This is a genomic window from Paenibacillus sp. Root444D2 (assembly GCF_001426375.1).
In the GTDB taxonomy this organism is placed as follows: domain Bacteria; phylum Bacillota; class Bacilli; order Paenibacillales; family NBRC-103111; genus Paenibacillus_E.
This window is the reverse complement of sequence record NZ_LMEO01000052.1, coordinates 300,063-312,902: the sequence shown is the minus strand read 5'-3', so window position 1 is coordinate 312,902 and position 12,840 is coordinate 300,063. Positions and strand designations below refer to the sequence as shown.

Genomic DNA, 12,840 nt, shown 5'->3' with positions numbered 1-12,840 from the left:
TGATAGGTTCGAGGTGGAAGTGCAGCAATGCATGCAGCTGACGAATACTAATCGGTCGAGGGCTTAACCTAATATAGGGATCTTTGACGAAAGTCAAAGTCTCTCAGATTCGCCCAGAAAATCTAAGCAATCTAACTTTACGCAAGTTTCGTATCTAGTTTTCAAGGAATAAATCCTTGAATGAAGTATTGTTTCTATTCCCTGATAGCTCAGTTGGTAGAGCACTCGACTGTTAATCGAGTTGTCACAGGTTCGAGTCCTGTTCGGGGAGCCATATGGAGAGGTGTCCGAGCTGGCCTAAGGAGCACGATTGGAAATCGTGTAGGCGTCACAAGCGTCTCGAGGGTTCGAATCCCTCTCTCTCCGCCACTATCTTTCTAGTAAGGCCCGTTGGTCAAGTGGTTAAGACACCTCCCTTTCACGGAGGTAACAGGGGTTCGAGTCCCCTACGGGTCACCATAAATTTTTAGTTTTATCCCATGGAGGCTTAGCTCAGCTGGGAGAGCATCTGCCTTACAAGCAGAGGGTCGGCGGTTCGATCCCGTCAGCCTCCACCATGATTTCTTAAGCAAGACTTGCTTTGCTCGGATTCATCATATATGATTAATGACGCGGGGTGGAGCAGCCCGGTAGCTCGTCGGGCTCATAACCCGAAGGCCGCAGGTTCAAATCCTGCCCCCGCAACCAATCTTCTTAGCCGAAGATATTGTACTTAGCATGGAGCTGTGGTGTAGTGGCCTAACATGCCTGCCTGTCACGCAGGAGACCGCGGGTTCGAATCCCGTCAGCTCCGCCATTTTTTTCCGAATCAAGTAAGGCTTTGTAGCTCAGTCGGTAGAGCAGAGGACTGAAAATCCTCGTGTCGGCGGTTCGATTCCGTCCAAAGCCACCATTTTTCTAAATGAATAAGCCGTTGTAGCTCAACTGGTAGAGCAACTGACTTGTAATCAGTAGGTTGGGGGTTCAAGTCCTCTCGACGGCACCATTGCTTTGTGGAGGCTTAGTGAAGTGGCTAAACACGGCAGACTGTAAATCTGCTCTCTTCGAGTTCGGTGGTTCGAATCCATCAGCCTCCATTTACTTTTTCTAGGGGCATAGTTTAAGGGTAGAACAAAGGTCTCCAAAACCTTTGGTGTGGGTTCAATTCCTGCTGCCCCTGCCAAAAAAGTAAGAAACTTAATATTGTGGCGGTCGTGGCGAAGGGGTTAACGCACTGGTTTGTGGATCCAGCATTCGCGGGTTCAAGTCCCGTCGTCCGCCCATTATTACCCAAGTAACATAATGGGGATTAGCCAAGCGGTAAGGCAACGGACTTTGACTCCGTCATGCCAAGGTTCAAATCCTTGATCCCCAGTTTTATATGCGGAAGTGGCTCAGCGGTAGAGCATCGCCTTGCCAAGGCGAGGGTCGCGGGTTCGATCCCCGTCTTCCGCTCCATTATTACTAAGGCGCCATAGCCAAGTGGTAAGGCAGAGCTCTGCAAAAGCTTTACCCCCAGTTCGAATCTGGGTGGCGCCTCCACATTTATTAGCCGGAGTGGCGGAATCGGCAGACGCACAGGACTTAAAATCCTGCGGTAGGTGACTACCGTACCAGTTCAAGTCTGGTCTTCGGCACCATTATCTTTACAAGTTCATATGCCGGCATGGCGGAATGGCAGACGCGCTCGACTCAAAATCGAGTCCGAAAGGGTGGAGGTTCGAGTCCTCTTGCCGGTATAACGAATAGAAAAAGCTCATGAAATCTAATGATTTCATGAGCTTTTTCTATTTTACTTCCTAGCCTAAATATCAAAATGAAAACAGCTTTGTTAGACAAGACTATTGGTGAAAACAAACAGCTGGATGAATTCTAGCTCTGCGGAAAAATGAGAATTTCGAAAAAAAGTGATAGTTCGAGTAAAATGAATAATACGAGAACAACAGCAGAGGAAGAATAGCCTAAAAGAAGTTGAAAACATGCGCCTTTAGGCGAGCGCCTCTTTTTCCAAAAATGGCTCAAGAATCTGAACAAGAGGCGGCAGCCCTCCATATGGTAGAAAAGAGAATTGTATGCCATTGTGGAGGTGTAAGTGCTATCGAGTACTTAGATATGTTAGCCAAATTAGGAGTGGGCAATGCGCATCCCGGGGGTTTTGGAGAAACGATTGAGCAATTGAAAAAGTATCCCATTGAGAAAGGGAAGCGCGTGCTAGAGGTTGGCTGCGGAACTGGAAGAACGGCATGTTTCCTGGCCGAGCAAGGATGCGAAGTAACAGCGGTCGATATTCGTCCGGAAATGATTGCGAAAGCGATCATAAGAGCTGAGAAGCAGGGGGTACAGGTGAAATTCATGGTTGGGGATGTATGCCAGTTACCCTTTGAAGATCATACTTTTGATGTCGTGATGGTGGAGTCAGTGACGAATTTTGCAGATGCTCAGAAAGCAGTATCCGAGTATTATAGGGTGCTTAAATCCGAAGGCAAGCTCTATGATCGAGAAGTCATCCGAATCAAACAGATGTCACCGGGAGTTCAACGGGCGCTATGCAGCTTCTATGGGGTAAGTAAAATATATAGTATGGATGAATGGCGGGAGCTGTTAGAAAAGGGCAGGTTTAGCCCCGTGGACTTCTCAGGGATACATCCATTCCCGCTTACGATGTTCGAAGATCAAGTTCAACATCCAGATCCTGTTCACTTGTCTGATAAGCAATCTTTTATGGATCCGCGGATTTGGCAAATTACTGCAAAATACGATGAGCTTGTCAATAAATATCATCCCTATATGGGCTATACCCTCATGATTGGATCAAAGGAATAAGGGAAGACAAGGAAGGATTTTGGCTTTCCAATGGCGAAATATATGAGAAAGATTATCATTGGGGGCTGCTTCTTTGAATGTAGATGTCATAACGGAACGAATTCCGAATCGTAAGGCGAAAGAAATCTATGAGCGAATTTGTCGTCAAACAACGGTTTCCAAAACGGAGTTGTTAGAGCAAAGCGGGATGACGGTATCTACGTTGACGCGGCTTTTGGAGGAACTGACGGTTCAAGGGCTTATCCTTGAATCTGGTTTCGGTGCTTCAACAGGAGGGCGTAGGCCGATTCTGTATGAAAAGAATCCGGCCTATGCTTATGTATTTGGTTTGGAAATATCCAGAACGTTATCCAAGCTTGTCCTTGTCGATCTGGGAATGAAGAAAATGGATACACGGAGTTGGACGATGACGGCTGAGATGACGCCGGATGTGTTGATTCGTCTAATCGTGGACGAAGTACAAAAGATGTTATCCAAACACAACATAAATCCTTCATCGGTGCTGGGAATAGGGATTGGTGCGGTTGGTCCTGTGGATCGCTTGTCAGGAACCATCTTAGAGCCGTCTTATTTTCCAGCAAAAGGATGGAGAAATGTTGAGATTTGCAGGCAGTTAACGGAAGAATTAGGTATTCCCGCATTGCTGGATAATGGAGCTAACACGGCCATCCTAGCGGAATCATGGCATCAACGTACGCAGAGCTTTAAGCATCTGCTATATATTCATGCTGGAATTGGCTTACGTTCCTCCATGGTGTCGGAAGGAAAGGTTATTTATGGTGCCGTCGATATGGAAGGCTCTGTGGGTCAAATGATTATTCAAACGGATGGTGTTCCCCATCGTAATACGTCAGGCAATTACGGAGCATTGGAGTCATATGCTTCTTTATATGCCATCGAGAAAGCGGCTCGATCTGCATTAAAGAAGGGTCGATCCACGATTTTGTCCCATTTGGTTGATGACCCCGAGCATGTCACGTATCTGCATGTTATGGAGGCGCTCAAAAAAAATGATCCCCTAGTTGTGGAGATCATCACGGAAGCTGCTACCTATTTTGGTATTGGACTAGCTAACTTGCTCAATATTTTACATCCCGAGAAGGTAATCTTAGGGGGGCCGTTAATTGCGGGAGGGGAGTTATTTTTCCAAACCGCTACACAGGTAGCGATTCGGAAAACGTACTACTACCCCGCCTATCAGGTTGTCTTCAGCAAAGGGCAGCTTGGTGAGGAAGCTCTAGCGATTGGTGCAGCTGTGATGGTCATGGACCAGTTGGTTAGGCTTTAATGCCCTTCAGAAAATCAATCAGCAGCGCATTGAAAGCTTCCGGCTTTTCCATCGGCGTCAAATGTGAGGCAGCTGGTATGACATGATAGCTGGCACCTGTAATTTGGTCGGCCATTTTCTTCATGACATCCGGAGGCGCGATAGGGTCTTGTTCGCCAGCAATGACGAGCGTTGGCACCGAAATAGAGCTAAGCAAGTCTACAGAGTCTTCACGGAATGCCATCGCAAGACAAGCATGGACAAGTCCCTCTGCAGGCATCGATTCCATTACCATGCTCAAGGTATCGACGAGCTTAGGATGCGCTTCCTTTGAAGGTTCTGTAATAAGTTTAGGCAGCATAGCGTCTCTTGCCACTACGGAGCCTTTTTCATAGAGAGAGACTGCCATGTTTAAACGATTCTTACGAGCCTCTTGTTCATCTGCTTCAGGACGAGTATTGGCCAATATAAGACCTGTGAACCGTTTTGGAGCTTTGCGTAGAAGTGCAAACGCCACATAACCACCCATGGAGAAGCCGCCAAGTGCGGCTTTTTCTATGCCCATTTTATCCATTAAAGTTATAATGTCATCGGCATATTGGTTTATGGAAATATTAGATACGGGCACATCAGATTGCCCCATGCCGCGTAAATCAGGTGTAATGACACGATAGTTCGCTGACAACTCGTCTATCTGCGATTGCCACATGCGATGATCCAATGGAAAGCCGTGCAGTAAAATAACAGGTGCTCCAAGCCCTTTTTCTTCGACGAACTGTTCGGCTCCGTTAATATGATGTTTCATAGTTCTTCACTCTCCATTAGATAAATTTACCACACATAAAGTCCTAATTTGTTACCCGATCATAGTGCTATGGGCATAAAATAGGGAAAATTATCGAAATAGTTATGTCTTCATACTTTCATTATGGTTAACTCATACTTCTTTAACATTTCGTTGGTATTCTCTTATTATACCTTTAGTTAGTAACCATTAACAGGCAGAACGAAACATTCATTTTATCGAAGTGGGGTTATTCATATGACTAAAAAGCCTTGGTCCACACAGGAATTGGACAAGTTGATTCGCCTTTCCTCTGAGTGTCCTCCAGTTGTAATTGCCAGAGAATTATCTCGTCCTGTAACTTCTGTACGCAAAAAAATGCGCGAAATTGGAGTAAGTTATGTAACCGGGGAGCAATGGAAAAAAAGTCAAATTCAGTATCTCATTTCTGATGAGGGCACGACCTATAAAAATAAACATAACCTTACACAAGCACCCAAAGAAAATGAATTCGAATCTCCTGTTCTAGATGAATTCTGGACAACACTCGTGAAAATGGCCAGAGTCGCGAAAAAGAGGGGGAAAAGAGTAGATGTCCTCTCATTTATCGATACATACCGCAAAATTCGTATTGGCGGATAACTATATAGGTAATTATTCATAAAAGGTGAAATCCGTTATAACGAGATTTTACCTTTTTCTTTTGTCCAAATACCTCTAAACTGAGAAGACCAATAACATCTAGGAGGTTGTATGCACAGGATTCCTTTGTTTTCACTGATTAGCAAGTATGATACGGCGATATGGGTTCGAGTCGTTGGGACGATTCTAACTTCATTAGCTGGATTTATGATGAGACCCTATTTGGTTTTTTATTTGTATGACAAGTTGGATGGTTCTATTTTCTTATCTATGTTGATTGTCGGATTACAGCCGTTATGCGGAATTTTCGTGAATTTGTATGCAGGCAGCTTGAGCGATCGTTATGGACGGAAGCCTATGATACTGTCTGCGCTAATTATCCAAGCTTTCGCCATTGGCGGTTATATGTTTGCTAGTCACGTTTGGGAATTTGCTGTCATTTCGATCATTAACGGCATTGGTCATGCTATGTTTGGACCTGCTGCTAATGCACAGATTACGGATGTTGTCCCGCAGGAGAAGCGCGCTGAAGTGTTTGCTTTGCTGCATACGGCCTTAAATATGGGTTCAGCATTCGGACCGCTCCTTGGGCTGCTTCTTTTCACCTGGAATCCGACAATTATTTTCCTAACTTGCTCGATAGCTCTTCTTGCATACGCAGGGTTGGTCGTCTGGAAGGTTCCAGAGACAATGCCTGTAAAGAGCGCTGCGGAGCAGGAATTGTCTAAGACAAAGCCGAAAATCAGATGGCGGGATCATAAGCAGCTCCTTTGGATAACACTTCTAGCCATGCCGGTATCTCTGTTGTATGCACAAGTTGAATCTACGTTTCCGCTGCATTTGCAGCAGCAATTTGAGAATTACAAGACAGTTTTTGCTACGATCATTACCTTCAACGGTTGTATCGTTATTGCGCTGCAATTATGGATTGCTAAGCGAACTGAGCACATTTCCGCTTATATGGTAGTTGCTGCATCCTATCTGTTGTTTGCCATTGTGTCAGTTGGTTATGGATTTGTACCTATCTTTGCGATACTACTTTTTGTTGAATTTTTATTTACCATTGGTGAAATGTTAAACGGTCCTCATATTCAGAAGGTGATCTCCGTCATTGCACCTGAGGAGCATAGAGGTTGGTATTTCTCTGTGTTCGGTATGAATTGGCAGCTATCGCGCGCGATTGGGCCTATTCTAGGAGGCTTGCTATTCAGTCACTATGGCGGGAAGATGATGTTCGCCGTCTTAGCTGTGATCATACTGCTAGCCGGTATTGCTCAGTCGCGATATATTCGAAGTCTTAATCACAAAAAAGAGGAGCCTATTATTGAGGCTGCTTTGCAAACCTAAAGGAATGAAGCTCCCCGCAATCTAGGGAGCTTTTATACTTTTGTAATACATACGTAAGCTTCATTTCATGGCTCTGCGGTATAATAGAATGAATGCTTGAGGAGGTATGCCGTATGGGTTCACTGGTTCTCGTGGTGGATGATGAAACGAATATTATTGATGTGTGCACCGTCTATTTGCAGCGGGAGGGTTACCAGGTTATCTCGGCGGTGAGTGGCGACGAAGCCATCCGCTTATGGAGACTGCACAACCCGCAGTTGATTGTTCTTGACCTCATGATGCCGGGCAAAAACGGTTGGCAAGTGTGCGAAGAAATTCGAAACGAGCAGGACGTGCCCATCATCATGTTGACGGCTCTAGGCGATGAAATGGATCGCCTCATGGGCTTAACGATGGGCGCAGACGACTACTTGACGAAGCCTTTCTCGCCGCGAGAGCTGGTGCTGCGAGCGAAAGCGATTTTGCGGAGGCAGCAGCGCGGCCAAGCGGAAGGGGCTAACCGTGCAGGCGCTGTGCCACCTGCGCATATCATGAAGTTTCCGGGGCTAGAGCTCAATGTTCTGCACCGGAGTGTTCGGGTCAACGGGAAGGAAATCGAGCTGACCGTCAAGGAATTTGAACTGCTGCACCTGTTTGCAGGGCATCCGGAGCAAGTATTTTCACGCAATCAGCTGTTAAGTAAAGTGTGGGATATTGACTATTATGGCGATACAACAACGGTCACTGTCCACATTCGCAGGCTGAGAGAGAAGATTGAGCCCAATCCCTCTCAGCCTCGATACATTAAGACCGTATGGGGTATTGGCTATAAATTTGAGGGTAGGGAGCCATCATGAAGCTTCGTATTTATTTGCTCATTGCAAGTGGAGTGAGTACGAGTATGATTTTGCTCACCTTGTTTATTTGCTATCGATATATGTTATTGAACTGGAAAGACGTCGTGCTGTTGACGACGGTAACGCTTGGCGCAGCGAGTGTATCAATGCTCGTCCATTACTTCATGACGCGCCCTCTTGAGAAAGCCATTCATGCGATTACGGAGGAAACGACGCATATTTCGGAAGGGCATTTTGAGGGAAAAGTGCCTCAGATTGGACCTGCTGAATTCCAAAGACTGGCAGATCAATTCAATCGAATGACGGGCAAGTTGAATGAAAGCTTTCAGAAATTGCGAACAGCTGAGGCATCCCGTAAAGAACTCGTAGCGAATGTTTCACATGATTTGAGGACACCAATGGCTTCCATTCAAGCATTCGTAGAAGCTTTGCAGGACGATGTCATTCAAGATAAAGAAACGTTTGCCCGGTATCTACAAACCATCCGGCTTGAAACAGGACGATTAGACGGACTAATTCAAGAATTATTTAAGCTGTCGCAGCTGGATGCTGGAGGAACTGAATTTGCTCCTGAACGGTATCATGTCGATCATTTGCTGGTAGACGGCTTGCAAAGTTTGGCTTTTCAGTTGGAGGAAAAACAGCTGCAAGTCGACGTAGACTTGCCTGATCGATTGCCACCGGTGGCGATTATGCCCCAGGAAATGAAGCGGGTCCTTTCGAACATTTTGGATAACGCTATACGGCATTCACCTGTCGGCGGGACCATTGAAATTAAAGTTGAGCAGATCTCGGAGCAGTATGTGAAGCTTGATATTCAGGATCATGGTCAAGGGATCGACGAAGAGGATAGCAGTAAGATTTTCGATCGCTTCTATCGTGCGGATCCGTCCAGAACTCGTGCAAGCGGAGGCGCAGGTCTCGGACTTGCGATTGCCAAATCGATTGTTCACCTGCATGGAGGAGCGATTGGTGTTGATAGTCATACAGGCGATAAAGGGCGCGGCAGCCGATTCTGGTTTACGTTGCCGATTTATTAGTGGGGGAAGAGGCTGAAATTGGCAACTAGAGATTATTGCCGAGCAAGAATTGTAAGGATCGTAAGTAGGCAGATAGTAGTCCGCAAATAGAACACAAGTTGACCGCATATAAACCACATCTTGACTGCAAATGAAACACTTATTGATCGGATAGGCCGCAAGTGAAACAATTATGGACCGCAAGAGGGATTGTCCCTTCTTGTGGTTTTTTTGTGCGGGCGGATTTTCTTTTGGTTTTAGGCCAAGGGGGAGGAGGGGTCAGATTAGGATGCCTTTATGATCGCTTTTTTTGTTTGAAGGCGGGTAAATTGTACGGTGTACAACAATACGATTGGTTTCTACCTTCCTAGACAGAGATGTTGTATGTTGTACAACAATTTAGTCTTATTATTATCCTAAACGTCCAATTTGGGGCAGAAATATTGTATTTAGTACAACAATCGCAGAGGTAACGCTAGAATTGATTGATTAATGTTGTACTTAATACAACTTTGCTTGTGTTTGAGCACCGTTTGTGGGGAGATTTGATAGAGGGATTATCATCGTGACTTAGATCACCGTCGGGTCATGACCTTGCTCACCTTACAATCTTTTTTATATTAACGGGACAATAGGTACAATTTTGCCTCTAATTTCGCTAATTTTAATGATTTGGAAGCCTGGCATGTAAGGTTGCTGGGCTTTTTTTGTTAGTCTCTTGTAAGTATTTCGTAATGGTTACGTTAGTTCTTAAGCTTGGCACGTTAATTTAAGGAATAGAAAGACATGACCAAATCTTAGGAGGAATGAAACGATGAAAACATGGAAAAAAGCGATGGTTGTTTCACTGGCAGCTTGTACTCTAGCACTTCCAGGGTTGGCAAGTGCAGAGGAAATGAGTGCTAAGAAGTTTAACTACAGCGGTATTGAAATGATGATGAAGGAGGGGACGGAGCTCGTTCCTCTGCGCCAAATTGCTGAATCATTAGGATTTAAGGTGACATGGAATGGGGAAGCCCGCTCGGTTACTTTAATGAAGATGATGATGGAAGACAAAGGTATGATGGAAGATAAGACGTCGAAAGAAAACATGATGGAGATGGGGAACACGTTCGTGATTCAAATTGATAGTAAGACAATTAAGGTAGGTATGATGGATGATATGCTCATGATTGCACCGACCATTTTGAATGATATGACTTATGTGCCGAAGGAATTGGTTGATATTTATTTAGTGAAGTAGTCTAATATGTATAAACTAGCCCCCACCGCCACGATGAAAGTGGAGTTTGGGGGTTTCTTAGGTGGAGAGCTACTCGAAATATTAGCGGATTTGTAAGCCTTTTTTAATATTTATACGTTATGATAAGAATAACGTAAAGATCGTAAAAGAATGAAGGCGGTGACGGTATGGATTCAAAAAGAGGATGGCTGAAGCAATCTTTTGGGAAGCGATTGAACGCTATTCATAGCTGGAATGCTTGGATTTTGCTGCTGCTTACTGTGACGGGCATCGTGCTGAGTATAGGTGCGATTAGGGGAGATCTGGGGAGCTTCCGTGTGACGATCAAGCAGCTTCACATTTACTTGGGTGTCGCATCGATTCTGCTCATCGCGCTTTACGCGCCGATGATTCGTAAGCATTGGCACCAGATTCGCGCGCGCCGCAATCAACGCGCGAATCTGGTGTTCGTCCTTGCGCTCCTGATCGGCTGGGCCGGATCAGGGGTGATTTTGTGGCAGTTCCGCAATCTGCCACCAGCTTTGAACAATTCGGCACTCTTCGTGCATGACCTGCTCACCTGGGTCGGAGTGCCGTATGCTGTGTACCACGCCATCTCGCGCAGCAGATGGCTCAAGCGCCAGCAGCGGCTTGATCAAGCCGCTGCCACGGCAAGACCGCCCGCTGAGCAGGCGGTCCAAACCCCAGCCGCCGCCAGCGCTATCGCAGCGGCGCCGAACCAGGCCCCCGTGGCGACAGAGGACGCCACGGCAAGGCGCACAGCAGCGCAGGCGGTCATCGCCGCGCTGAAGGAGTCGCCGATCACACGCGCATCGTTCCTGCGGATAGCCGCAGGACTGCTGCTCGTGATCGCGATCGGTCCCGCCTTTTATCGGTGGATAAAAGGCGCATTCGATACCGGCGGCGCCGCGACCGCCGAATATATCGCAACTGACGGCAACCGGATGCTTCCGCCGCCGGCGCCACTGCCGGACTCCGCCGCTGTCGTGGGCGGAGGAGCGCAAGGGAATTTCCGGATATACACCGTGACGGAAATTCCGGCTTTTTCCTCGGATACGTGGAAATTCGCGATATCCGGTTTGGTCGATAATCCCAGTGTATGGAACTGGGAAGAGTTCTTGAAGTTGAAGAGGACTGTGCAGGTTAGTGATTTCCACTGTGTGACTGGCTGGTCAGTTTATAAATGTACATGGGAGGGCATCCCGCTTAAGCAATTATTAGCTGCTGCTGGAGTTCAAGCCAAAGGGAAATATGTGAAATTCTATTCAGGTGATAAGGTATATACGGATGCGTTGTCCCTAAGCCAGGCAAATGGGGATGATATTATGGTCGCTGTGCTCATGGATGGTAAGCCCATTCCGCAAAAATTAGGAGGCCCGGTCCGACTCATCGTTCCGCAAATGTATGCCTACAAATCCGTCAAATGGCTCCAAGGGATTGAGCTCATCGAGAAGGAGCACATGGGCTACTGGGAAGTAAGGGGTTATGATAACGACGCATGGGTAGATAGGTCAAAAGCGTAATTTACTTGTATTCACGTAAGCTGGTAACTGACTTTCCGGGAGGATTTTGGTATAGTGGATACTAAGAATTTTCTCGGAAATGAGGGACATTGTAATGGAAATCGTATCAGTGAACGTTGGTTTACCACAAACAATCATGTATCAAGGGAAAGAGCTGGTCACGGGTATTTTCAAATATCCGGTCAGCTCATCTTTGTATGTATCGAAGACACAGTTGGATGGGGATGGGCAAGCGGATTTGACTGTGCATGGAGGAGCCGACAAAGCGCTGTGTGTTTACCCGGAGGAGCATTATGCACACTGGGAGGAAGTGCTGGGTCAGAAATTGGAAGCAGGCACGTTCGGTGAGAATCTAACGGTACGCGGTCTGCTTGAAGATGAGGTCTGTATTGGTGACATCTACGCTATTGGTGACGTAATCGTTCAGGTCTCGCAGCCTCGTCAGCCTTGTCATAAACTTGCGAAACGTTTGGATTGGGCGGACGCGGCCTTTCAAGTCCAGGAAACTGGCTATACTGGCTACTATTTTAGGGTCCTTAAAGAAGGTGTAATCTCTAAGAATTCACAAGTGAGACTTATCGCCAAAGATGAAGCGGGATTAACTGTCGCCTATGCCAACCAAATCAAGTATCACGAAAAAACGAATATAGATGCTGCTCAGCGCATTGCAGCAATACAAGCGTTATCGGCAAGTTGGAAACAATCCTTCTTAAAAAGGTTGGCGGAGCTTGGAGCATGATCACAGGTGTTATTCTTGCCGGGGGCCTCAATCGCCGTATGGGAGGAAGGTTAAAGGCGCTTCTCCCCGTGCAAGGGCAGCCCTTACTTCTTAGGCAGTTGAAGGAAATGTCGAGCATCTGTCAGCAAGTCATTGTCGTAACCAATGAACCTGAGGTTTTGCTGCCTCACTTGTCTTCGGTTCCCGATTTAGACGTACAATGTGTCACTGACCATTATGTACAGAGAGGGCCCTTAAGCGGCATTCATGCTGCCTCTATGATTGCATCAGAGCAGCATATGTGGATTGTGGGCTGTGATATGCCTTTTATTTCAGCAGAAGCGGCAAAGGCAATGGCCATTTTATGCCAAGAAGCTAATTTGGATGCAGTTATCCCTGTGCTGGACGGTCGCGTTCATCCTCTACATGGCATATATTCAAGTTTGGTAGGCTCCGAAGCCGAGGTGTTATTGAAGAAAGAACAGTACCGGTTAATGGGGCTGCTGGATCATATAGACTGGAACGCTGTAGAGAATGATTTTTTTGAACGGCAAAATATCCCTATCCATTTTGCAACAAATGTGAATACTCCGGAAGAATATGAACGAATGTCAGATAATCTGCCATAGAAGTTGTTTTTTATTTAGTTCTCGCTAAGG

At 46.3% G+C, this 12,840-nt stretch carries 11 protein-coding genes and 16 tRNA genes; 26 read left to right on the top strand and 1 reads right to left on the bottom strand.

The window, feature by feature from the left end:
* Positions 1-198 precede the first annotated feature (198 nt).
* The 18 genes from ASD40_RS34985 (at position 199) to ASD40_RS34900 (ending at position 4,090) form a co-directional block, all read left to right on the top strand.
* A tRNA-Asn gene (locus ASD40_RS34985) sits at positions 199-274 on the top strand.
* 3 nt (positions 275-277) lie between these two features.
* Positions 278-369 (top strand) — tRNA-Ser (locus ASD40_RS34980).
* A gap of 15 nt (positions 370-384) precedes the next feature.
* Positions 385-459, top strand: a tRNA-Glu gene (locus ASD40_RS34975).
* A 22-nt stretch (positions 460-481) separates the two neighbouring features.
* A tRNA-Val gene (locus tag ASD40_RS34970) sits at positions 482-557 on the top strand.
* Positions 558-610: 53 nt separating this feature from the next.
* Positions 611-687 (top strand) — tRNA-Met (locus tag ASD40_RS34965).
* A 32-nt stretch (positions 688-719) separates the two neighbouring features.
* Positions 720-796: transfer RNA gene (locus ASD40_RS34960), tRNA-Asp, on the top strand.
* A gap of 20 nt (positions 797-816) precedes the next feature.
* Positions 817-892: transfer RNA gene (locus tag ASD40_RS34955), tRNA-Phe, on the top strand.
* Between the two features lie 17 nt (positions 893-909).
* A tRNA-Thr gene (locus tag ASD40_RS34950) sits at positions 910-985 on the top strand.
* A 9-nt stretch (positions 986-994) separates the two neighbouring features.
* A tRNA-Tyr gene (locus ASD40_RS34945) sits at positions 995-1,076 on the top strand.
* A gap of 12 nt (positions 1,077-1,088) precedes the next feature.
* Positions 1,089-1,162, top strand: a tRNA-Trp gene (locus tag ASD40_RS34940).
* A gap of 25 nt (positions 1,163-1,187) precedes the next feature.
* Positions 1,188-1,260 (top strand) — tRNA-His (locus ASD40_RS34935).
* A gap of 22 nt (positions 1,261-1,282) precedes the next feature.
* Positions 1,283-1,354, top strand: a tRNA-Gln gene (locus ASD40_RS34930).
* A gap of 8 nt (positions 1,355-1,362) precedes the next feature.
* Positions 1,363-1,437: transfer RNA gene (locus ASD40_RS34925), tRNA-Gly, on the top strand.
* Positions 1,438-1,447: 10 nt separating this feature from the next.
* Positions 1,448-1,521 (top strand) — tRNA-Cys (locus ASD40_RS34920).
* Between the two features lie 9 nt (positions 1,522-1,530).
* Positions 1,531-1,619, top strand: a tRNA-Leu gene (locus tag ASD40_RS34915).
* A 20-nt stretch (positions 1,620-1,639) separates the two neighbouring features.
* Positions 1,640-1,718: transfer RNA gene (locus ASD40_RS34910), tRNA-Leu, on the top strand.
* Between the two features lie 313 nt (positions 1,719-2,031).
* The gene (locus ASD40_RS34905) at positions 2,032-2,802 is read left to right on the top strand and encodes a class I SAM-dependent methyltransferase (protein WP_235549501.1); all 771 of its coding nucleotides are present in this window, start codon (positions 2,032-2,034) and stop codon (positions 2,800-2,802) included.
* A gap of 73 nt (positions 2,803-2,875) precedes the next feature.
* Positions 2,876-4,090, top strand: coding sequence for an ROK family protein (locus tag ASD40_RS34900; protein WP_057307728.1), 1,215 nt, complete (start codon positions 2,876-2,878; stop codon positions 4,088-4,090).
* Here the strand turns inward: ASD40_RS34900 and ASD40_RS34895 are convergent.
* Entirely contained in the window at positions 4,080-4,874 is a 795-nt protein-coding gene (locus ASD40_RS34895) for an alpha/beta fold hydrolase (RefSeq protein WP_057307727.1), read from the bottom strand. The genes ASD40_RS34900 and ASD40_RS34895 overlap by 11 nt on opposite strands.
* 237 nt (positions 4,875-5,111) lie before the next feature.
* On the opposite strand from ASD40_RS34895, the gene ASD40_RS34890 reads away from it, so the two are divergent.
* The 8 genes from ASD40_RS34890 (at position 5,112) to mobA (ending at position 12,810) form a co-directional block, all read left to right on the top strand.
* On the top strand, positions 5,112-5,495 hold the full coding sequence (locus ASD40_RS34890; protein ID WP_057307726.1) for a hypothetical protein: 384 nt from the start codon (positions 5,112-5,114) through the stop codon (positions 5,493-5,495).
* Between the two features lie 111 nt (positions 5,496-5,606).
* Positions 5,607-6,842 carry an MDR family MFS transporter gene (locus ASD40_RS34885; protein ID WP_057307725.1) on the top strand — a complete coding sequence of 412 codons (1,236 nt, stop codon included), beginning with the start codon at positions 5,607-5,609 and terminating at the stop codon, positions 6,840-6,842.
* Between the two features lie 113 nt (positions 6,843-6,955).
* Positions 6,956-7,678 (top strand): response regulator transcription factor, encoded by a 723-nt coding sequence (locus tag ASD40_RS34880; RefSeq protein WP_057307724.1) that lies wholly within the window; start codon positions 6,956-6,958, stop codon positions 7,676-7,678.
* A complete protein-coding gene (locus tag ASD40_RS34875) occupies positions 7,675-8,718 on the top strand; it encodes a HAMP domain-containing sensor histidine kinase (protein ID WP_057307723.1) in 1,044 nt (347 codons plus the stop codon). The genes ASD40_RS34880 and ASD40_RS34875 overlap by 4 nt, the downstream gene beginning before the upstream one ends.
* Positions 8,719-9,511: 793 nt before the next feature.
* A complete protein-coding gene (locus ASD40_RS34870) occupies positions 9,512-9,940 on the top strand; it encodes a copper amine oxidase N-terminal domain-containing protein (protein ID WP_057307722.1) in 429 nt (142 codons plus the stop codon).
* Positions 9,941-10,107: 167 nt separating this feature from the next.
* A complete protein-coding gene (locus ASD40_RS34865) occupies positions 10,108-11,463 on the top strand; it encodes a molybdopterin-dependent oxidoreductase (RefSeq protein WP_057307721.1) in 1,356 nt (451 codons plus the stop codon).
* 94 nt (positions 11,464-11,557) lie between these two features.
* The gene (locus ASD40_RS34860) at positions 11,558-12,202 is read left to right on the top strand and encodes an MOSC domain-containing protein (RefSeq protein WP_235549500.1); all 645 of its coding nucleotides are present in this window, start codon (positions 11,558-11,560) and stop codon (positions 12,200-12,202) included.
* On the top strand, positions 12,199-12,810 hold the full coding sequence (mobA, locus tag ASD40_RS34855; RefSeq protein ID WP_057307719.1) for a molybdenum cofactor guanylyltransferase: 612 nt from the start codon (positions 12,199-12,201) through the stop codon (positions 12,808-12,810). The genes ASD40_RS34860 and mobA overlap by 4 nt, the downstream gene beginning before the upstream one ends.
* The last annotated feature ends 30 nt before the right edge of the window (positions 12,811-12,840 follow it).